Below are 20,364 nucleotides of genomic sequence, written 5' to 3' on the forward strand. Positions count from 1 at the left end.
TGCTGCCATCGTCCTCCGGCTTCAGGAGCCAGGCGGCATTCATTATTGCGACGGGCCTAGGCGGGGAAAATTGCAATGGATATAACGGCGCTCCTTCTGTCGCGGATTCAATTCGCCTTTACCATCACCTTCCATATCATCTTCCCATCCTTCACGATCGGGTTGGCGGCCTGGCTCACCGTGCTCGAGGCCATGTGTCTTGCGACCGGCCGGCCGGTCTATCGGGTGATCTTCGAATTCTGGCTGAAGATATTCGGCGTGGCATTCGGATTGGGCGTGGTGTCCGGAATCGTGATGGCATTCCAGTTCGGCACGAACTGGAGCGTGCTGTCGAAGATGTCCGGGCCGATCCAGGGCCCGCTGCTGATGTACGAGACCTTTACCGCCTTCATGCTCGAGGCCAGTTTCTTCGGCGTCCTGATCTTTGGACGCAGCCGCGTGCCGCCATGGTTCTATCTGTTTTCGACCGCGATGGTCGCGCTGGGGACCACGTTTTCGGCGTTCTGGATCATGGTCAACAACAGCTGGATGCAGGTCCCGACCGGCTACGTCGTGGAGAACGGATTTTTTGTTCCGAACGACTGGACCAAGATCATCTTCAATTCGGTGGTGTGGTCGCGATTTCCCCACATGTTGCTTGCGTCCTACCTTACCGGTGCTTTCTGCGTTGCCGCGACCGGTGCATGGTACATGCTGCGCAAGCAGTATCACGCCGAGGCCCGTATCATGCTGCGCATGGGCATCGGTCTTGCCGCGGTGCTGATGCCGGCCCAGCTCCTGTTCGGCCATCTGAACGGTATCTATGTCAACACCTATCAACCCTCGAAGATGGCCGCGATCGAGGGACGCTGGAACGATGAAAAGCCAGGCTCCGAAGTGCTGTTCGCTTGGCCGGATGTGGCGAACCGGCGCAACCTGTTCGAGATCAAGCTGCCGCCGCCGTTCGGCAGCCTGATCGATTCCGACAATCTCACTGCCGGCGAGACAGGACTGAACAGCATCCCTCCGGAGAACTGGCCGCCGGTGGTCATCCCGTTCTTTGCGTTCCGGATCATGGTGGGATGCGGCCTGGTGATGCTGGGACTCGCCTGGTTCGGTACCTGGCTGAGTTACAAGCACCGCCTCGCATACAATCGTCCGCTGCTTTGGCTGATTTTTCTCAGCTTTCCGCTGCCCTTCATTGCGATCATTACCGGCTGGTTCACTGCTGAAGTCGGCCGTCAGCCCTGGGTGGTGTTCGGCGTGTTGCGAACCGCGGACGCCATGACGCCATTCCTGACGACGCGTGCAGCGACGATCTCGCTCGCGATCTTCTGCGCGGTCTACGCCTTCATTTTCCTGTTCGGCACGTTTTACATCTACCGGCTGATCCGCAACGGTCCCGCGCGAAAACCGTTTCCGCATCTCGCAGTTCCGAACCGGCCGATGTCGCTTGCCGACGAAGAACCGATTCAACTACCCAGCCACGTCGGCGCCGGAGAATAATCATGATCATGTTCTGGGCCTCGCTTTTGGCCATCAGCATCCTGCTCTACGTGGTGCTCGACGGCATCGATCTCGGCGTCGGCCTGCTGTTCGGACTGGCGAACGGTGAAGCCAGGCGCGGCGCTATGCTGAGCGCCGTCGCCCCGATCTGGGACGGCAACGAGACTTGGCTGGTGGTCGCCGCGGTGGTTCTGTGGGGAGCTTTCCCGCTGGTCTATGCGACGCTGCTGTCGGCATTCTACTTACCCGTCATCGCCATGCTGCTGGGCTTGATCCTGCGCGGCGTAGCGTTCGAGTTTAGGTACAAGACCGAGCGGCTGCGCTGGATCTGGGATTTGAGCTTTGCCGGCGGCTCGCTGATTGCGACTTTCATACAAGGAATGATGGTCGGCGCCCTGGTGGAAGGGCTGCAGTTCACTAACGGCGAATATTCCGGCGGCGAGGTCGGCTGGCTGACGCCGTTTGCGGTGCTTTGCGGCATCGGCCTGTGCCTCGGCTATGCGCTGCTTGGCGCCTGCTGGCTGGTCAGAAAGTGCGACGCGGATGTCCGTGACACCGCGCGCCGCCAAATCCCCATGCTCGCGGCCGGCGTGCTGGCGTTCCTCGTGCTCGTGTTCGCTTACGCGCTGGTCGAACACCTTCCGATCCTGCATCGCTGGATCGACCGGCCATATCTGTTCGTATTCCCGGCGATTGGGGCGGTCGCGGCAACCGTGCTCGCGCTCAGCGTCCTGAACCGCAACGACTACCGGCCCCTGTATATGGTCGCACTGATCTTCGTATCGGCATTCGGCACCCTGGCGCTGTCGTTCTGGCCATACATGATTCCCTTCGTGATCACCGTCGAAGAGGCCGCGGCGCCGCAGTCCAGCCTGATGTTCATGTTCTGGGGCGGGGTCGTCGTCTTCCCGCTGATGCTGCTTTACACGGTCATCAGCTACGGCGTTTTCAGGGGCAAGGTCGTACCAACGGCCGGACACCGTTAGTTTCACGTGCCGATGCTGCTCGACTCAGCCATCTGGGTTATTGCGACTGTCGCAACGATGGGGGTGATCGCCCGGCCGTGGAATTGCCCGGAGTTCGTCTGGGCGATAGCGGGCGCCGTGATGCTAGTGGTGTTCAATTTGCTGCCGTGGCAGGAGGCGGCGGCGACCGTCGGCAGGGGCACTGACGTCTACCTCTTTCTGATCGGCATGATGCTGCTGTCTGAGGTCGCCAGGAGGGAGGGACTGTTCGACTGGCTCGCGATCCAGGCGGTCAGGCATGCGCGCGGCTCGGCCAAGCGACTATTCCTGATCACTTACGTCGTCGGCACCTTGGTGACAGCGTTCTTGTCGAACGACGCCACCGCCGTGGTGATGACGCCAGCGGTCTATGCAGCGACTCGGGCAGGGCAGGTGGAACCGCTTCCTTATCTCTTGATCTGCGCCTTCGTCGCTAGCGCCGCCAGCTTTGTCCTCCCGATCGCTAATCCCGCCAACCTCGTCGTGTTCGGCGGACAGATGCCGGCTCTTTCCCAATGGTTGCGTTATTTCGCCGGGCCGTCATTTGTTGCGATCGTTGTGACCTACGTCGTATTGCGGCTGATGCAACGGCCGGCGCTCGATGCCAAGGTCGCCATTATCGAGGACGTGCCCCCGCTGACGTCAGGTGGCAGGCTTGCTGCGATCGGAATCGCGCTGACCGTCGTGATGCTGCTGTCGGCATCTGCGTTGGACCTGCCGCTCGGGTTACCGACCTTTTGCGCCGGTACATCCTTGACCGCCATCGTGCTGGTCGTTGCGCGGCAATCGCCGCTGCCGATTTTTAGGAATGTTTCGTGGAGCGTGCTGCCACTCGTTGCGGGGCTATTCGTTCTCGTCGCAGGGGTGAACCAAACCGGCGTGTTGGCCGCGCTGGCCCGCAACCTGCATGACGCTGCGACGGCGTCGCCGCAAGCGACGTCATGGGTTGCAGGCATCGTCGTCGCTGTTGCCTCCAACCTCGTCAACAATCTGCCGGCGGGCCTGGTCGCGGCGGCCGCAAGTCATGCTGCGCAGGTACCCACGCAGGTGGCCGGGGCGATCCTGATCGGCGTCGATCTCGGGCCCAATCTCTCCGCAGCAGGCTCGCTCGCCACCATCCTGTGGCTGATCGCATTGCGGCGCGAGGGTGAGAGTGTGACGGCGCTTGGGTTTCTCAGATACGGCCTCTTCGTCATGCCACCCGCGCTGGTGCTGTCGTTGCTTACGTTGTCGGCGATATCCCCATGAAACAGAGGATCATAACGCCGTTGGTGGTGAGCTCGCTCAATGCAAAAATGCTTCCAGCCGTGCTCAGCATTATCGCGGGAAGCGTGGATGCCATCGGCTTTCTCGGGCTTGGCGGTCTGTTCACGGCGCAAGTTACAGGCAATCTTGTCATCCTTGTCGCGCATCTTGCCGCCGGCCGCGGCGCGCCTGCAGCAACGATACTCGCGGTCCCGGTGTTCGTGGCTGCGCTCGGGCTGACGCGATTGCTGGCCGGTGCCCTCGAAAGCGTCGGATTTGCCTTGCTACGACCGCTCCTTCTGCTGCAGCTACTGTTGCTCTGCGGATTCTTTCTCCTGTGCGCCTCCGCCGGTGCGCACCTAGACCCGCACACAACCAAGGCGATTTTTGCGGGCATGCTCGGCGTCTCGGCGATGGCCGTCCAAAACGCGCTCGTACAGATATCGCTGAAAGGAGCGCCGTCAACGGCGGTCATGACGACCAACATCACACGCGTCATGATGGATATCGGTGAGATGATGTTCGGGCGCGGCCCGACTGACGTCGCTAAGGCACGCGACCGCGCGATGCGCACTTGGCCGGCGATCGTCGGCTTCGCCGTTGGTTGCGGCCTGGGAGCCACGTGCGAGACGGCAATGGGCCTGAGGTCCCTAGCTTTACCTGCAGGACTCGCTCTGCTCGCGGTTACGATGGGAACGACTGCCAAAATCGAGCGAGACCAGGACTGATCGGTCACGGATTCGCGGTTAGTCCTACCGAGCCGTCGCGGAGGCGGTGGCGATCATGGTCCTGACTGCGATGCGTTTTCGGATTAGATCAATCCAGACTCATTTTCGAGCTGCTTTACTCCGAACCGCTGCTCGAACTCCCGCACATTGACGATGGCGCGGCGATGGGTGCCGTCGCCGATCTTGCGGTCGCCGTCCCAGGCTTCGACCTCGAACACCACGCTCCTGCGATCAATCTCGAGCACGCGCGCGGTCGCACGGACAGTACGGCCGATCGGCGTTGCGGCGAGGTGGCGAACTTTCACGTCCATGCCGACGCTGACGAAGCCCTCCGGCAGATGCGAAGCGATTGCCGAGCCGGAGGCCATTTCCATATGCAGGATCATCATCGGAGTGCCATAAACGGCGGGCATGTTCGCCACATAGTGAGCGACCGTCATTTCCGCGGTTACGGTCACGGCCTTCTCGGCAGTCATGCCGGTCGTGACCTTGGCGAGCGCATCCATGTCTTCCTCGTCAGGTCTATGAAGCAGGCATTACACCTGGGGCGTTGTCCGGCCATGTCGCGATGGTCGCCTCGTCAACGTTCAGGTGCTGGGCAACCATGGCGGGCGGGGTGTGCGTCAGCCAGTTGGACAGCGAAACCTCCTCGTAGCGGGAAGCCTTGAACACCGCGACAAACACCATGTCTGTGTCACCGACATTCTCGACGTAATGTCCGAGGTTTTTCCTCACGTAGCCAATGTCTCCTGCATTGAAGTCCATCGTCATCGCATTCGGGCCGGTATTGAACACCGTCATGCGTGCTTTACCCTTGATATAATACTGCCATTCGTCGGCGTTGGGATGCCAGTGCATCTCGCGAATGCCACCCGGACGAACCGTCACCAGCGCGGCCGCAATCCTGGTTGAGGCGATGAAGTTGCTGCTGTCGGCAATCCGCACATCGCCGGCTTTGGATTGCTTGACCGGAGCGGACGACCCAAGCCTGAAGATGAAAGGATGGGGTGGAACTTCCGCGGTCTTATTGACTGCAGCGCGGTCCGATGCCAGGCCGCCGGGTAGCGTGCCCTGGAAGATCCAGAGATTTTGCAGCGGAATCCTGGCGAACGTCTGGGCCGGAACGCCGAAATTCTTGGCAAGCACCGCGGGCGGCGTATGGGCGAACCAGTCCGTCACCAGCAGCGTATTGAACTCGCTGGCGTCGCCGTCGTCGAAGCAGATCACAAATTCGCACCCGTCCGGGCCGAGACCCTGCAGCGAATGTGGCTGGCCTGCCGGGAAATACCACAGGTCGCCCTCATTGACGTCCGCAACATAGGGCCGGCCCACGGCGTCGAGCACGGTCACGCGGCAACTGCCGTACGTCATGATCGCCCACTCGGCGGCCTGGTGCCAGTGCAATTCCCTGATGCCCCCCGCCGTCAACCGCATGTTGACGCCGGTGATCGTGCTCGAAATCGCGAAATCTTTCTGCGTCACCTCGCGCGCCCAGCCGCCGTTCTGGACGCGCTTTGGCGCATTGTTGAAGGATGCCCAGTCCATCGGCATGCCGCCGACGTCGGTTGCCGGCGGAAATTGCGCCGAAGGAAACTGGTTGCCGATGGCCTCGCTTTGCGGGCCGGGGTCCCTGAGATTTCCCGGAGCTTTGGCGTTGACGGCGCCTTGTGGCGGCTGGTCCGGATTGCCGAACGAGGCGGCATGCGCCGCGGTTGCCGTCATCGCTGCGCCGGCAGACACTGCCAGCACATCCCGTCTCGAAAACATGGTCGCTCTCCTGTCCCAAAAAAAATAATAGATGAGAGATAGTTTTCCGATGATCGGGAGCCAATAAATTCGCGTTCAGAATGTCTTGCGGGTACCGCGGCGCGCCGAGTGTCAATTTCGCGGCGCGCTGTCGATCTTCATGTCCGACACGGATGTCCGGCTCGGTACCACGATTTCAACCGCGCCGTGGTTGAGCGCCCGGTGGCATGAATTGCAGGCGCCGGTCAGATCGGCATAGGCCCTGGTAAACGCGGCAGCGTCTTTGGATTGAATCGCGCTGCCGAGTTCCTTGAATGGCTGCTCGGTGACGGAGGCGATCATCTCCGGAAAGGAGATGCTCTGTGTGACTGGGTGCGCTTGCCCGATGCGAGCGAATGCGCCATGCAGATTGCCAAGCTCGTAGGCCGCAAATTCCCAATTGCTATCCTGCCCGGCGCGCCAGAGCCGCTCATGCCGCGGTTGAATCGTGGCGAGCATTAAGTCGCTGATGCTCGGCAGATATCCGGCGGCTTGAGGCAAGGGTGCTGTTTCCGGCCCCGCAGCCATGCTGCGTGAGGCGGCAAGAGCGATTACCAGGATGGCTGCCGCAGCAATGCCGGTCGCGGCAACCGCGATCGGACGGCGCCGGGTACCCGCTGCCTCGCGGCTCACGCGCGCACCGGCAGCGCGGAAAGCAGCTTGTCAAGCGTGATCGGGTAGTCCCGTATCCGCGCGCCGCAGGCGTTGTAGACTGCATTGGCGATAGCGGCGCCGGCGCCGCAGATCCCGAGTTCGCCGATGCCCTTGCTCTTCAGCGGATTGGATTTGTTGTCCAGCTCGGCAAGAAAGATGGCGTCGATCGCCGGGATGTCGGCATGCACCGGCACGTGGTATTCGGCCAGATCGTGATTGACGTAATACCCGAAGCGCGCATCGAGCGTCATCGCTTCATGCAGCGCCGCGCCGACGCCGAACACCATTCCGCCGATCGCCTGCGACCGCGCCGTCTTTGCATTCAGCACCCGTCCGGCGGTGAATACGCCGAGCATGCGGCGCAGCCGCACCTCGCCGGTATCCTCGTCGACGCCGACTTCGGCGAAATGCGCGCCGTAGGATTGTTGCGAGAAATCCTTGTTGTTGCGGCCCGGCCGGATTTCGCCGTCGGCGTCCATCCCGGCGCCAACAAGGTCGGTCAGCTTCCTGGACTGTTCTCCGGATGCGATGCTGCCGTCGGTGAAGTGCGCGGTCGCGGGATCCATGTCGGCGGCCCGTGCCAGCTTTTCGCGCAGCGCATTGCAAGCCTCGAACAGGGCAGAGCCCGAACTGCCGGCGCCCCACGACCCACCGGAACCCGCAGCTTCCGGAAAGCTGGTATCGCCGAGTTCAATGCGCACGCGTTCGATCGGGAGCCCGAGCATCTCCGCCGCAATCTGCACCAGGATGGTATAGGTCCCGGTGCCGATGTCGGTCATCGCCATGCGCACGGTAGCCGTACCATCGGGATCCAGCCGGACATTCGCCTTGGAGAGTCGAAGCGGATTGCCGCGTGTCGCCGCGGCCATGCCCATGCCCACCAGCCAGTGCCCGTCACGAACCTCGCCGGGTTTCGCATTGCGCTTCTCCCATCCGAACCGCCTTGCGCCTTCCTGCATGCAGGCGATTAAATGACGGCTGGAGTAGGGAATATGCTTTTCGGGATCCTCACTCGGTTCGTTTCGAACGCGCAATTCTACGGGATCAAGTTTCAGTTTCTCGGCAAGCTCGTCCATCGCACATTCGAGTGCCATCAACCCGACGGACTCGCCCGGCGCACGCATTGAAGACGCAACCGGAATATCCAGCGGCGCCAGACGATGCCGCGTCAGCCGGTTGGCGCCGGCATAGAGGGTGCGGGTCTGCAGCGCGGCTCCCTCGTAGGTCTGCTCGCTGGGTAGATTGCCGGAGAACACGTCGTGGCCAATCGCCAGAATGCGGCCGTCAGGATCAGTCCCCAGGCGTACGCGCTGGATGGTGTCGGAGCGGTGCGTTGTGACGTGAAAAACCTGCTGCCGCGGCAGCGCGATTTTCACCGGCCGCCCGAGTTTTCGCGACGCGATCGCTGCCAGGATGGCATCGGCATTGACCCAGAGCTTGCCGCCGAACCCGCCGCCGATGAACGGGCTGATCAGGCGGATGTTCTCAGCGGGGATCTTCAGGGTTGTCGCGATCGCCTGCTGACCCTGGTTCAGCATCTGGTTCGCGGTGTGCAGGATCAACTTGTCGCCGTCCCACATCGCAAGCGTGGCATGCGGCTCCATCATCGCGTGGCTTTGCAATGGCGTGGTATAGGTCACGTCGAGTTGCATCGGGGCGCCGGCGAACGCGGCTGCGAAATCGCCCACCGCACTGTCGGCTGCCGGCGCATCGCTGGGCTTCGGGACACGCGCTTGCTTGAGGTTGGCACGCAGCGCGTATTTGCCGCTGGACCGGTCATATTTTACGTCGACCAGGTAAGCTGCCGCCCTGGCCTGCTCAAAACTTTCGGCAACCACGAGGGCGACCGGCTGGCCGTAATGCGTCACTTGCGAGCTAGTGAGTACCGGCTGGGCTTCACGGTGATTGCCGGCGCCCTGCGCGGGCGCGTTGCGATGCGTGAGTACCAGTACGACGCCCGGCGCCTTCTCCGCGGCACGCGTGTCGATCGACCGGATCGTTCCTTTTCCGATCGAGGCCTCGACCACAAAGCCGTACAGCACGTTGTGCTGCTGCGTCTCATAGGCGTAGCGCGCGCCGCCGGTGACCTTCAACCGGCCGTCTACGCGATCGACTGGTTTGCCGACAATTCCCTGCGTGTCGAGTGTATTGGGGCCGACGGGTGAATCCATTTCCATGACTTGGCATCCCTTATGCGCGGGTCGTCTCGGCCAGAACGCTGTGCAGCGTGCGGCGCGTCAGCGGTATCTTGAAATCGTTGCCGCCGAATCCGTGCGCGCCTTCCAGCACGGCATCCGCTGCACGATTGAAGGTGGCAGTGTTCGCGGGCGCGTTGGCGAGGCTTTGCTCCGCCCGCGGCGATCGCCAGGGTTTTGGCGCCAACCCCCCGAACGCCATCCGGGCCGAGCGGATCCGCCCCTGCGCGCTATCGACGATCGCCGCGACGGAAACCAGCGCAAAGGCGTAGGAGGCGCGGTCGCGGACCTTGCGGTAGACCTGCGCGCCCGGCGGCGGCGGGGGCAGCGTCACCGCCGTGATGATTTCGCCTGGCTTGAGTGCCGTTTCGATCTCGGGCGTTGTGCCGGGCAGGCGGTGAAACTCGGCGATCGGGATGGTGCTGGTTACGCCCTGGCGATCGACCACCTCCACATTGGCATCGAGCGCCCGCATCGCAACCGCCATGTCGGACGGATGCGTCGCAATGCAGTGATCGCTGGCGCCCAGAACGGCATGAATGCGGTTGAAGCCGGCAAGCGCCGCGCAGCCGGAGCCGGGGCTGCGCTTGTTGCAGGGTTTTGTGATGTCATAGAAATAGTAGCACCGGGTTCGCTGCAGCAGATTGCCGCCGGTCGTGGCCTTGTTGCGCAACTGCGCGCTGGCGCCTGCCAGCAATGCGCGGCTGAGCACGCCATACCGCTGCCGCACGCGGGCGTCGGCAGCAAGATCGCTATTACGAACCAGAGCGCCGATGCGCAAGCCTCCCTCGGACGTATCCTCGATCTTGTCAAGCGGCAGGCGGTTGATATCGACCAGCGCTGAGGGCGCCTCGACCTGCAATTTCATCAGGTCGAGCAAATTGGTACCGCCGGCAATTATTTTGACGCCGGGTCTGAAGGCCGCGGCGGCCGCCTGCACGGCGGAGTCGGCGCGTTGATAGCTGAAAGCCTTCATGTGGGGGTCCCCGCAGCTTGTCTGATGGCGGCCACGATGTTGGGGTAGGCGGCGCAGCGGCAGATGTTACCGCTCATCCGCTCGCGAATTTCCGTATCGGTGAGTTCGGGGACCGGTTGCGTCAGGTCGTCCGTCACGTAACTCGGCATGCCCCGCCGGCTTTCAGCCAGCATTCCGATCGCCGAGCAGATCTGGCCGGAGGTGCAGTAACCACATTGAAAGCCGTCATGTTCGATGAAAGCCGCCTGCAGCGGATGCAAGTTATCGCCCTCTGCGAGCCCCTCGATGGTCGAGACGGCGTGGCCGTCGTGCATCACCGCGAGTGTCAGGCAGGAGTTGATGCGGCGTCCATCGATCAGCACCGTGCATGCGCCGCACTGGCCGTGATCGCAGCCCTTCTTCGAGCCGGTCAGCGCGAGATGTTCGCGCAAGGTATCCAGCAATGTCGTGCGGGAATCCAGTGTCAGCGAATGCGGATGACCGTTAATCTGGAGTTCGAGTTTCACGGGAGGCGGGGGCGGCCCGTTGTCATCGACCGGGCCGGCCGCCAAAGCGGCACGCGGCAGCGTGGCCAGCAGCAGCGCGGTGGTGCCGGTTTCGATCACCGTGCGGCGCGTAATCTCAGATGGTGTTGGCTCCGAGTCGGATTCGTGTTCGTCCATGATTGCTCCATGTGGCCCCGCTGCTGCGGCAAACATCCGGCTTACGGCCAGATGTCGTCCGGCAAGTTGATGACGATGGGTGTCGGAGTGCTGCGCACGACGACCCAACGAAACGGCTCCTGTGTCGAAGGATTGATTTCCATATGCGGCAGGAAGGCGGGGACATGAATGAAATCGCCGGCCTTCGCGCGCGCGACCGATTCGCTTTTTTCGCCCCAGCGGACTTCGCAGCTGCCGGAGAGCACGTAGGCGATCGTCTCCTGCTCTCCGTGATGATGGATCCCGGTCCGGGACCCCGGTGCTACCTCGAACAGGCCGCCCCAGATTGCGGAGGGGATGCCGAGCGCAGGCCCGATGGCGGCGCAGCGTTCGGAACCCGGCGTCTGCGCCGTTCCCGCATCGAATTGGGACGGCCTGACGATGTGGATCGCTGTCGAAGAAGTCATGGTGTCCCGGATCAAAGTCGAACCGCTAACCCTGAGGTAGGCGGCGGCCGATGAGCGAGCCATTAAATTGCAGTTTAGTGATCCTCATTCGGCGGGCGCCGGAGCCGCGTGACCAGCCGGCGCCGGCTTCTTTGCTCCGAACAGCCATGTCTGCAGTCGGTCGAGATAGATATAGACGACCGGCGTCGTATAGAGCGTGAGGACCTGCGACAGAGCGAGGCCGCCGACGATGGCATAGCCGAGCGGCTGACGAATTTCCGATCCCACGCCCGCACCGAGCATCATCGGAACGCCGCCGAGCAGCGCCGCCATCGTGGTCATCAGGATCGGCCTGAAACGCATGATACAGGCGCGATAGATGGCTTCTTCGGCCGACAAGCCCTGTTCATGCTCGACGTGCTGCGCAAAATCGACCAGCATGATGCCGTTCTTCTTGACGATGCCGATCAGCAGGATGATGCCGACGATCGCGATGACGCTGAGATCGTAGTGAGCCGCCATCAAAAGCAGCAGCGCACCAAGGCCTGCCGAGGGCAGCGTCGAAATGATCGTGATCGGGTGTATCAGGCTCTCGTACAGCACACCCAGGATGATGTAGATGACGAACAGCGCGGCGATGATGAGGATCGGCGTGCTGGACAGCGAGTCCCCGAAAGCCTGGGCGTTGCCCTGAAAGCTGGTCTGCAGCGACAGCGGTTTGCCGAGATCTTTTTCGATCTTCTGAATCGAGCTCACGGCCTGACCGATCGCGGTGCCCGGCAGCAGGTTAAACGAGATCGTCACCGAAGGGAACTGGCCCTGATGGTTAACCACCAGCGGCGCGACCTTCACGACGGAGTCGACCAGCGTCGATAGCGGCACCTGCTGCCCGCTAGAGGATTTGACGTAGATGCCGTTGAGCGCTTCGGGCCCGTATTGGAACTTCGGGTCGACTTCCATGACGACATGGTACTGGTTCAAGGTCGTGTACATGGTCGAAACGATGCGCTGCCCGAATGCGTCATCCAGCGTGTTGTCGATCGTGTAGGGCAAGATGCCATAGGTCGACGCGACTTCGCGCTTGATGGTAATATCGAGTAGCGGCCCGGCGTTCAGCTGGTCGGTAGCAACGTCGGTGATTCCACGGACGCCCTTGATCCTTTCGAGGAACAGAGCGGCCCAATGATTGAGTTCGCCGGGATCGGCGTCGTTCAGTGTGTATTGATACATCGTCTTGGAAACGCGTCCGCCAATGGTGATGTCCTGGGCGGCTTGCATATAGAGCGTGATTCCCTGCAGCTTGGCGAGGTTGGTCCGCAGCCGCGCGAGCACCTGGTCCATGTTCCCGCGCTCGCTCTTGGGTTTGAGCGAGATGTACACGCGGCCATTATTAACTGTGGTGTTGCCGCCGCCGGCGCCCACGGCTGATCCCACCGAATAAACCGCGGGGTCCCGCATCAGGACATCAAGCAAGGCTTGCTGGCGCTCGGCCATGGCCTGAAAGGAGATATCCTGCGCAGCCTCGGACAGGCCGATAATCAATCCGGTGTCCTGCTCGGGAAAGAAGCCCTTCGGGATCGCCACGTAGAGATACCCGGTCAGCGCGATGGTGCCGAGCATCGTCATCAGGGTAACGAAGCGGTGCCGCAATACGATCTTGAGGCCTGCCTCATAGAGGTTGAGCAGGCCATCGAAACCGCGTTCGGAAAGCCGGTAGAGCCGTCCGTGCTGCTTGCTCTCCGGCTTGAGAAGGTATGCACACATCATCGGCGTGAGCGTCAGGGAGATCACCAGCGACAGCACCAGAGCCACGCTCACTGCGACAGCAAATTCGCGGAACAGCAGCCCGACGTAGCCGCCCATCAGGAACAGTGGAATGAAGACGGCGATCAGCGAGAGCGTGATCGACACGATGGTGAAGCCGATCTCGCCGGCCCCCTTCAGCGCCGCGTCGAACGGCGCGGCGCCTTCCTCCATATGCCGCACGATATTCTCGATCACCACAACGGCGTCGTCGACCACGAACCCTACCGCGATCGACAACGCCATCAGCGAAAGATTGTCGAGACTGTAGCCGAGTTCGTAGAGCACCGCGAAGGTGCCGATCAGCGACAGCGGCACGGTGACGGCCGGGATAACCGTGGCCCAGAAATTGCGCAGAAATACGAAGATCACCATCACCACCAATGCAACCGTCAGCATCAACGTGAACTGCACGTCGCTGACCGAAGCGCGAATGGTTTCCGTGCGGTCGGCGATAATGTTGACCTTTACCGCCGGCGGGATCGAGGCCTGAAGGACCGGCATCATCGCCTTGATTCGGTTTACCGTATTGATGACGTTGGCGCCGGGCTGGCGCTGAATCGCGAGGATCACCGAACGTCTCTGATTGAACCATCCGGCGATCAGATCGTTCTCCGGCGCGCTGACGGCGCGGCCGACGTCGCGGATACGGACCGGTGCGCCGTTGCGATACGCAATTACCAGATTGGCGTAGTCCTCGGCCTTCAGCAGTTGATCGTTGGTGTTCAGCGTGTAGGTCTGGCGCGGGCTGTTAAGCGTACCTTTCGGCAAGTCGACATTGGCCTGACCCAGCGCTGTGCGAACATCTTCGAGATTGATGCCGCGCGCCGCCAGAGCCTGCGGGTCGAGTTGCACCCGGACGGCGGGCTTCTGCTGACCGCCAATACCCACCAGACCGACGCCCGAGATCTGCGATATTTTCTGCAGCAGGATGTTCTCGGCATAGGCATCGACGGTGGTCAGCGGCAGGGTATCAGAAGTCAGGCCTAGCACCAGGATTGGCGTGTCTGCCGGATTGACTTTCCGGATCGTGGGCGGATACGGCATGCCCACCGGCAGGTACGCCGTTGCCGCATTGATCGCCGACAACGTGTCGCTCACCGTCCCGTCGATCTGGCGGTTCAAATCGAACTGCAGCGTGATCTGCGTGTAACCCAGCGCGCTCGCCGATGTCATCTGGGTCAGTCCCGGAATTTCGCCAAATTGCAATTCGAGCGGAGTAGCCACCGATGAAGCCATGGTTTGCGGATCGGCGCCCGGCAACTGGGCCGTGACTTGCAACGTCGGAAAATTGACGTTCGGCAAGGCCGCTACCGGTAACAGCGGATAGCTGACCAGGCCGCCGACCAGCAGGCCCACCATCAGTAGAGCTGTTGCAATCGGCCGATGGATGAACGGCGCCGATATGTTCATGGGATGGGCGCCTGCTGCGCGCTTTGTGCGATGGCTTCCTGCGCGGCCTTGCCGTGAAGCATCGTGACACGTGTGCCGGGCTGCAGCTTGTATTGTCCGTCGACCACGACCTGCTCATTGGCCTTGAGCCCAGAATCAACGAGGGCTTGGCCGCTGCTGATCTCTGCCACCTTGACCGGCCGGTTCTCGACGGTGTTGTCCGGTTTGATGACATAAGCGTAGGCGCCGTTCGGACCCTGCTGCACGGCGGATGCAGCGACGGTGAGGCCGTTATGCCGTGTATCGACCAGCAGACGCGCGTTTACCAGCTGGCCAGGCCAAAGCCGACGCGATTTGTTGGCAAAATTCGCCTTGAGCTGGATCGAGCCCGTGGTCTGCAGGATCTCATTGTTGACGAGCCCGAGCACGCCTTGATCCAGCACGGTGGTATCGTCCTGACTATAGGCGATAACCGGGAGCGCGACCTTGGTTTTCTCCTGCTGCTGCTGGATTTGCGGCAGAACCGTCTCCGGCAGAGTGAAGATCAAGGAAATGGGGTTGATCTGGGTGACAACGACGAGGCCGTTGGTGCTCGACGGGCTGATGATATTGCCGACGTCGATCTGACGAATCCCGGCCACGCCGTCGATCGGCGAGGTCAGGCGCGTGAAGCTGAGTTGCACCTTGGCGGCGTCGATCAGCGCCTGATCGGCCTTGATGGCCGCTTGTAGCTGTCCGACCTGCGCCTTCTGGGTCTCAAGCAATTGCGGCGTGGCCCAGCCCTTTTCCCCCAACGTGGTGTAGCGCGCGAGATTGGCCTGGGCATTGATAAGCTGAGCCTGATCGCGTTCGAGGTTACCGGTGTACTGATCGATCAACGCCTGATATGGCCGCGGATCAATCTGCGCGAGCAGGTCGCCGGCATGTACGGTCTGGCCTTCAGTGAAGTTGATGCTGACGATTTGGCCCTGGATCTGAGCGCGCACGATGTCGGTGTTATAGGCGATCACCGTGCCCACGCCGCTCAGATAGATCGGCACGTCATGTTGGGCGACCACACCCGCGACGACCGACACCGGGGGCGGCGGAGCCGGCGCGGCGGCGGCCTTCTGCAAGGCTTGAACACGCATGAAGTACAGAATGCCACCGGCCGCAACGACGGCGGTCAGCAAGACAGCAATGACGCTTTTCTTTTTCATGATCAGTCCGCCCTCGGGTGAAGTTGATTTTCAGCAGGCGCCCGTAGAGCTCGGAAGCCCGGTGTTCGGGCAGGGGAAAGAGCTTGTCATCGCAGATGAAGCGGCTGCCGGAGGCGTCACCGTGGGTACGGTCGGTACGACCGCTGGTCCCACTAAACCCACGCTGGGCGATACGGTCAGTGTTGGTACCGCCGCCGCTGAGCTGACCCCAAGGTTTCCGATCTCGGTGGATCCCAATGGAATTCCGGTTCGAGCGACGCCGCCCGGCGTTGTGGGCGACGTTGGAGTCGAAGACGAAGCAAGGCTGCTTGAGCCGGAGCCGCACATTCCGGACATGCCCGAGGTTTCCAGCATCCCTGACGTCATCGACATCCCCGATGTCGCAGAAATTGCCGATGAGGTTGACAGTCCTGAAGAGCCCGACATTCCGGACGCCGAAGTGGCAGGCGCAGCGGTCCCGACTGCCATTCCGCCGCCATCGAAGCTCGCGGTGGATCCGAACATGGACACTGGCGCAGTGCCAATGGTCGAACATGTCGCGCTGCTACTCGGCATGGAAATTGTGCCCGTCGCGTCGCCGGGAGCGGGACTGACGCCGGGGGATGCGATTTCGGTCGAGCCAAGCGGGATACCCGTCGGCGAAACCGATGAACCCGTCGAGGGCATCCCAAGCGGCGAGGTCGCAGCTAAGGTGGGTGTCGGGCTGGCCATTCCGCTGACTTGCGCCACCGCGGCGTTGCAAATGACCAGCGCCGCAGGGATCGCGGCGATCAACGATAATCTCACTGGCAAAAGGGCGCGCATGGAGTTGCTCCGTCGAATCTGGCCGTAAGATTGTCGTGTCGTTTTGTAGGGGCCGGCTCCAAAAGCCTGCAACGGTCTTGAGAGTGTAAGTGCTCGGCGACTCTCCCTTACACAATTAAATACGCGTTTATTGTTGTGCCGAGTGGGCACAATTCGAAGCCTCAGGGCGTCGCGGGCAACGCCGCGCTGCCGCCAAACTTCGAGGGGTCGTTGTAGCTTGGGGTGTCATCGTAGTAGACCGGCGGCCGAGCCGCGGCATAGGCCGAGCCTAGGCTGGGGCCAACGATGACATGGTGCCGCGAGTGAGGTACCGTCGCCGCAGTGGCAGACGCACAGAGGGTGATCATCAGGCCTAAGGCCAAGAAAGAACGCATCGCATTCGCTCCAATAAACATACGGTTCTCATTTGATGCGCGGATCGCGCCGCGCCTGCACGGCTACGTTAGTGAATCCGCGCTTCCGATTCAGGCGACACAGCTCTCCAGCATCGCCGCCGACGCTTTTGGGACGAGGTTCCTGGCGGCTTTTCTGACTTTCTCAAATGCCCGCACTTCGATTTGCCGGATACGTTCACGCGATACTTTGAATTTATCCGCAAGTTCTTCCAGCGTCGGCGGTTCGTCGGCCAGATGCCGCGCCTCGAAGATGCGGCGTTCGCGGTCGTCCAGTACCCCGATCGCGGCGATCAGCGCGTTATGCTGGTGCTCCCTGTCGTCCTGTTCGACCACGATGGCTTCCGGCGAAGGGGACTGGTCGACGAGATGGTCCTGCCATTCGCCGGTCTCCCCGTCCTCATGAAGCGGCGCATTGATCGATTTGTCGCCGCCGAGGCGCCGGTTCATGTCGACTACATCCTGGTCGGTGACATCGAGATTCTTCGCAATCAAGGCAACCTGATCGGGGCGCAGGTCGCCGCTTTCGAATGCGGCGATCTTGCTCTTTGCCGAGCGAAGCTTGAAGAAAAGCCGCTTCTGGTTCGCCGTAGTGCCGATTTTCACCAGCGACCACGAACGCAGGATGTAATCCTGAATAGACGCTCTGATCCACCAGATCGCGTAGGTGGAAAAGCGAAAGCCTTTTTCGGGCTCAAAGCGGTTCAGTGCCTGCATCAGGCCGATGTTGCCTTCGGATATGATTTCCGAAACCGGCAGACCGTAGCCGCGGTAACCCATGGCGATTTTGACGGCAAGGCGCAGATGGCTCGTGACCAGCTGGTCCGCGGCATTGCGGTCGCCGCGCTCGCGCCAACGCTTGGCGAGCTCATACTCCTGGTCCCGCTCGAGCATCGCAAAGCGCTGGATGTCATAGAGATAATCCTTGCCGCGCCCGTCCGCGGCAGAGGCCGGCTGGTGTCGTGTTGGAGCGGCGAGGCCCGCGAATTGTCCCTCAATGCCCATGTCAGTCGCTCCGTCGTTAAATAGGATAACTTGCGCCGCCCGAAACTCGATCGGATAACCAGGATGATAGGCGCGGCGCGCGGAGGAGCCATTAAATTGAGGTTTAGGACATTAAATTCGAATTCAGTCACCGGCCTTATTGCGTGCGGTACCTTGTTGCTCGCTCGCTATTGATCAGCTGCGCTCGCAAAATGGGCTCACCCGGCAGGGCTGGCGTTCTGTTTGCCAATTCTCCGGGTGAGCCCATTTGAGCGGGGAAAGCCGCCGCCGGCGACTTCCGGATCGCTTATCGTTCAGTAGGTGCAGGTGTACGGCCAGGTGTAAGAATCGTAGTACGGGCAATCGAGGCCATCGCCGTAAAGGCCACGGCCGGTGAACCGATGTCCTCCTCCAAAGTGCTCGTGGCCGACATGCGCCATGCCACCAGCGTCAAAGCCACCGATGCGACCACCGCCAAAACCACCCATTTGGCCGCCGCCAAAGCCGCCGCCACCGCGGGCTTGCGCACCCGTGGCTACAAGGTTGCCGGCAAGCAAGGCGCTCGCCAAAATCATCATCACTCGTCCTCTCATGACATTCTCCATTGGGATAGGCGGACTTTTCCGCCCCAGGACCGGTAAGACGCTGGCGTGTGTCTCCGCGGGACAAACGCCGGCGTCGCGATGGACTGGAGATAGGAATGCAAGCTGTCGCCTCTACTAAATTCGATTTCAATCAACCGGCATTGTTCCGTGATCGGGACAGGACGTGACTTCCGTCCCTCCTGCCGCTTATTTGGCTGTCGGCATCGAGCGATCCTGATAACCCTAAATTCGTTTTTAGTTGAGACGACGGCTTGCGACGGCGACTCTATCTATCGTTGGCCGTTTCCTCACGCGTCATGCGCGCGTCCCAAGGAGTGCAAGATGCGAAAGCTTATCATAGCGACCACGGTGTTCGTTCTAGCCGGGCTCCCTGCCGCTCATGCACGCGGCGGCATGCACGGGTCAGGCATGCATGCCTTGATGGCACCGGCCAATCCCACCGTACCACCGTCGTTGACGCCGGATGCTCGTCTCACCGGGACCGCGCCACTCCCACCTCATCATCGACCGACATCGGCCGGTGTTTCTTCAGTTCCAGACGCCATGCTTAAACCCACCCCCGATGAAATTGCGGTTGATCGAGCAATCGGAAACATCTGCCGCGGCTGTTGAGTGCATATAACGAGCGCTTGCAGACCGCAATTCTCGCCTGCGCTTCAAAGCGCGCCCACAAAAACCTCGATTGGGAGCGGGTGATCAATCACATAGCTGCCGAAATTTGGATTGTGACTGTCCGGCTGGCTATGCCGGTCTGCTCCCGTCGCGCGTGCCAGCAATGTGTAGCGGCCTGATTGTGCCGGCGTGATCCAGTCGTATTTCCAGCGGCGCCAGGCGTTCCGGTTTATCGGGTCCAGGAAATCCCCCTGAACCCACGACGCGCCGCCGTCAAGGCTGATCCAGATTTCGGTGACGTCGGTGCCTCCCGCCCAGGCGGCACCGAAAACGGTGTAGAGCCTATTGGGTTCGAGCCTCTCATACACGCGAGGGCGTGAGATCTGAGACTTCAGTTTCATCTCCGCGAGCGGCCGGCGAATGGGCGTTCCCGCGGAATCGTCCCAATAGGCGTAGTCGGAAGTCTGCCAATAGCCCTGGAAGGGCTGTGTGGTCGCGACAATGTTGGTCAACCACTTTACCGACGCCATGCCGTAGTGTCCCGGCACGATGGCGCGCAACGGATAGCCATGGTCGGGCGTCAGATCACGTCCGTTCATCTGATAGGCGATCAGCACATCGGACTCCGTCGCCCGCGTCCTGAGAATGCTACGCGCATATGAGATGGGACCTGGCGGCTTCGGCTCTTCCTTCGCTATGCCTCGATCGGCGCCTTCCAAGACGATCTCGCACACCTCATCGGCAAGGCTGGCGCGCTCCAGCAGCGCGGAAAGCGGAACACCCGTCCATTCAGCATTGCCCACAGCGCCGAGCTGCCATTGTGCTCCGGGGACCGGCGGCGACAAAAATACCCGGCCGGTGCCGGCGCATTCCAGCGTGGCGACGCATGTCCGTGAAGGCATGGCGCGGATATCTGCGTAACTCAGCGTGAGCTCGCTACGTACCGCACCCGATATCGCCAGCCGATGGGTGAGGGCATCGAGCTGTGGCGTCGGGAAATGGCTGCGGATGTAGAATAATTCAGCCGGGGTGATGAAGTCGCCGAGGTGATCGAACGGCATTTCGAGGTTATTCGGGTCTTTTTGCCGGATGACCAGGCCAACGGGCTGCACCGCTGTGCCCGACCAATTTTCAGGTTTCATATCCGTGGCGTCTCCTGCCGATATGCAGACCGCAATTGTGCGCACTGACCGTCAAAGCACCTCGAGATAAACGCAGAAACTCGCCACCGCAATCGCTAGGGCCACGGAAAGCAGCGCCTCCGCACGGGACCGCGGCATCTGGATGACCTCGTCGCGATCGATCGCGCGGCGCGTCCGCTCAAAGCCGGAACTGCTTCGTCCGATGATGGCGATTCCGGTGACCACCATTGCCAGTCCGGCAAAGCGGGCCGCAGCCGCTACAAATGCGCCAG

18 protein-coding genes are annotated in these 20,364 nt (G+C 61.6%); 5 read left to right on the forward strand and 13 right to left on the reverse strand.

Annotated features, from left to right (window positions below; translation table 11 throughout):
• Positions 1-75 precede the first annotated feature (75 nt).
• From VGP39_RS09015 to VGP39_RS09030, 4 genes are read left to right on the forward strand one after another with little or no spacing between them, the layout of a single operon-like run.
• The gene (locus VGP39_RS09015; protein WP_327567758.1) at positions 76-1,485 is read left to right on the forward strand and encodes a cytochrome ubiquinol oxidase subunit I; all 1,410 of its coding nucleotides are present in this window, start codon (positions 76-78) and stop codon (positions 1,483-1,485) included.
• A 2-nt stretch (positions 1,486-1,487) separates the two neighbouring features.
• Positions 1,488-2,471 (forward strand): cytochrome d ubiquinol oxidase subunit II, encoded by a 984-nt coding sequence (gene cydB, locus VGP39_RS09020; RefSeq protein WP_327567759.1) that lies wholly within the window; start codon positions 1,488-1,490, stop codon positions 2,469-2,471.
• A 12-nt stretch (positions 2,472-2,483) separates the two neighbouring features.
• Positions 2,484-3,737, forward strand: a complete 1,254-nt coding sequence (locus tag VGP39_RS09025; protein ID WP_327567760.1) for an arsenic transporter — start codon at positions 2,484-2,486, stop codon at positions 3,735-3,737.
• Positions 3,734-4,462: a YoaK family protein gene (locus tag VGP39_RS09030; protein ID WP_327567761.1), complete on the forward strand. Its 729-nt coding sequence runs from the start codon at positions 3,734-3,736 to the stop codon at positions 4,460-4,462. The genes VGP39_RS09025 and VGP39_RS09030 overlap by 4 nt, the downstream gene beginning before the upstream one ends.
• Positions 4,463-4,545: 83 nt before the next feature.
• On the opposite strand, the gene VGP39_RS09035 is transcribed toward VGP39_RS09030, so the two are convergent.
• From VGP39_RS09035 to VGP39_RS09075, 9 genes are all read right to left on the reverse strand, one after another.
• The gene (locus VGP39_RS09035) at positions 4,546-4,968 is read right to left on the reverse strand and encodes a thioesterase family protein (RefSeq protein ID WP_327567762.1); all 423 of its coding nucleotides are present in this window, start codon (positions 4,966-4,968) and stop codon (positions 4,546-4,548) included.
• Between the two features lie 16 nt (positions 4,969-4,984).
• Positions 4,985-6,229, reverse strand: coding sequence for a cupin domain-containing protein (locus VGP39_RS09040; RefSeq protein WP_327567763.1), 1,245 nt, complete (start codon positions 6,227-6,229; stop codon positions 4,985-4,987).
• A gap of 111 nt (positions 6,230-6,340) precedes the next feature.
• The gene (locus VGP39_RS09045) at positions 6,341-6,880 is read right to left on the reverse strand and encodes a cytochrome family protein (RefSeq protein WP_327567764.1); all 540 of its coding nucleotides are present in this window, start codon (positions 6,878-6,880) and stop codon (positions 6,341-6,343) included.
• Entirely contained in the window at positions 6,877-9,078 is a 2,202-nt protein-coding gene (locus VGP39_RS09050) for a xanthine dehydrogenase family protein molybdopterin-binding subunit (RefSeq protein ID WP_327567765.1), read from the reverse strand. The genes VGP39_RS09045 and VGP39_RS09050 overlap by 4 nt, the downstream gene beginning before the upstream one ends.
• A 13-nt stretch (positions 9,079-9,091) precedes the next feature.
• Complete coding sequence (locus VGP39_RS09055) at positions 9,092-10,072, reverse strand: xanthine dehydrogenase family protein subunit M (RefSeq protein ID WP_327567766.1); 981 nt, start codon at positions 10,070-10,072, stop codon at positions 9,092-9,094.
• Positions 10,069-10,734 carry a 2Fe-2S iron-sulfur cluster-binding protein gene (locus VGP39_RS09060; RefSeq protein WP_327567767.1) on the reverse strand — a complete coding sequence of 222 codons (666 nt, stop codon included), beginning with the start codon at positions 10,732-10,734 and terminating at the stop codon, positions 10,069-10,071. Before VGP39_RS09060 ends, VGP39_RS09055 begins: the two co-directional genes overlap by 4 nt.
• A gap of 41 nt (positions 10,735-10,775) precedes the next feature.
• Complete coding sequence (locus tag VGP39_RS09065; RefSeq protein ID WP_327567768.1) at positions 10,776-11,180, reverse strand: cupin domain-containing protein; 405 nt, start codon at positions 11,178-11,180, stop codon at positions 10,776-10,778.
• Positions 11,181-11,264: 84 nt separating this feature from the next.
• Positions 11,265-14,375: an efflux RND transporter permease subunit gene (locus VGP39_RS09070; RefSeq protein ID WP_327567769.1), complete on the reverse strand. Its 3,111-nt coding sequence runs from the start codon at positions 14,373-14,375 to the stop codon at positions 11,265-11,267.
• Complete coding sequence (locus tag VGP39_RS09075; RefSeq protein WP_327567770.1) at positions 14,372-15,553, reverse strand: efflux RND transporter periplasmic adaptor subunit; 1,182 nt, start codon at positions 15,551-15,553, stop codon at positions 14,372-14,374. Before VGP39_RS09075 ends, VGP39_RS09070 begins: the two co-directional genes overlap by 4 nt.
• Between VGP39_RS09075 and VGP39_RS09080 the strand changes: the two genes are divergently transcribed.
• Positions 15,534-16,385, forward strand: a complete 852-nt coding sequence (locus tag VGP39_RS09080; RefSeq protein ID WP_327567771.1) for a hypothetical protein — start codon at positions 15,534-15,536, stop codon at positions 16,383-16,385. The two genes, VGP39_RS09075 and VGP39_RS09080, sit on opposite strands and share 20 nt — an antisense overlap.
• A gap of 436 nt (positions 16,386-16,821) precedes the next feature.
• Here VGP39_RS09080 and rpoH read toward each other — a convergent pair whose 3' ends face one another.
• From rpoH to VGP39_RS09100, 4 genes are all read right to left on the reverse strand, one after another.
• Positions 16,822-17,754: an RNA polymerase sigma factor RpoH gene (gene rpoH, locus VGP39_RS09085; protein WP_327567772.1), complete on the reverse strand. Its 933-nt coding sequence runs from the start codon at positions 17,752-17,754 to the stop codon at positions 16,822-16,824.
• Between the two features lie 293 nt (positions 17,755-18,047).
• Positions 18,048-18,326 carry a hypothetical protein gene (locus tag VGP39_RS09090; RefSeq protein WP_327567773.1) on the reverse strand — a complete coding sequence of 93 codons (279 nt, stop codon included), beginning with the start codon at positions 18,324-18,326 and terminating at the stop codon, positions 18,048-18,050.
• A gap of 668 nt (positions 18,327-18,994) precedes the next feature.
• The gene (locus tag VGP39_RS09095; RefSeq protein ID WP_327567774.1) at positions 18,995-20,092 is read right to left on the reverse strand and encodes a sulfite oxidase; all 1,098 of its coding nucleotides are present in this window, start codon (positions 20,090-20,092) and stop codon (positions 18,995-18,997) included.
• Positions 20,093-20,143: 51 nt separating this feature from the next.
• On the reverse strand, positions 20,144-20,364 hold a 221-nt coding region (locus tag VGP39_RS09100), incomplete at its 5' end, for a hypothetical protein (RefSeq protein ID WP_327567775.1).

This window comes from Bradyrhizobium sp. (assembly GCF_036009065.1).
In the GTDB taxonomy this organism is placed as follows: domain Bacteria; phylum Pseudomonadota; class Alphaproteobacteria; order Rhizobiales; family Xanthobacteraceae; genus Bradyrhizobium.

Coding starts and splice junctions, on each gene's coding strand:
- VGP39_RS09015 (WP_327567758.1), top strand. CDS start 76: ATGGATATAACGGCGCTCCTTCTGTCGCGGATTCAATTCGCCTTTACC.
- cydB (WP_327567759.1), top strand. CDS start 1,488: ATGATCATGTTCTGGGCCTCGCTTTTGGCCATCAGCATCCTGCTCTAC.
- VGP39_RS09060 (WP_327567767.1), bottom strand. CDS start 10,734: ATGGACGAACACGAATCCGACTCGGAGCCAACACCATCTGAGATTACG.
- VGP39_RS09065 (WP_327567768.1), bottom strand. CDS start 11,180: ATGACTTCTTCGACAGCGATCCACATCGTCAGGCCGTCCCAATTCGAT.
- VGP39_RS09090 (WP_327567773.1), bottom strand. CDS start 18,326: ATGAGAGGACGAGTGATGATGATTTTGGCGAGCGCCTTGCTTGCCGGC.
- VGP39_RS09025 (WP_327567760.1), top strand. CDS start 2,484: ATGCTGCTCGACTCAGCCATCTGGGTTATTGCGACTGTCGCAACGATG.
- VGP39_RS09050 (WP_327567765.1), bottom strand. CDS start 9,078: ATGGAAATGGATTCACCCGTCGGCCCCAATACACTCGACACGCAGGGA.
- VGP39_RS09080 (WP_327567771.1), top strand. CDS start 15,534: ATGACGCTTTTCTTTTTCATGATCAGTCCGCCCTCGGGTGAAGTTGAT.
- rpoH (WP_327567772.1), bottom strand. CDS start 17,754: ATGGGCATTGAGGGACAATTCGCGGGCCTCGCCGCTCCAACACGACAC.
- VGP39_RS09095 (WP_327567774.1), bottom strand. CDS start 20,092: ATGAAACCTGAAAATTGGTCGGGCACAGCGGTGCAGCCCGTTGGCCTG.
- VGP39_RS09055 (WP_327567766.1), bottom strand. CDS start 10,072: ATGAAGGCTTTCAGCTATCAACGCGCCGACTCCGCCGTGCAGGCGGCC.
- VGP39_RS09040 (WP_327567763.1), bottom strand. CDS start 6,229: ATGTTTTCGAGACGGGATGTGCTGGCAGTGTCTGCCGGCGCAGCGATG.
- VGP39_RS09035 (WP_327567762.1), bottom strand. CDS start 4,968: ATGGATGCGCTCGCCAAGGTCACGACCGGCATGACTGCCGAGAAGGCC.
- VGP39_RS09075 (WP_327567770.1), bottom strand. CDS start 15,553: ATGAAAAAGAAAAGCGTCATTGCTGTCTTGCTGACCGCCGTCGTTGCG.
- VGP39_RS09030 (WP_327567761.1), top strand. CDS start 3,734: ATGAAACAGAGGATCATAACGCCGTTGGTGGTGAGCTCGCTCAATGCA.
- VGP39_RS09070 (WP_327567769.1), bottom strand. CDS start 14,375: ATGAACATATCGGCGCCGTTCATCCATCGGCCGATTGCAACAGCTCTA.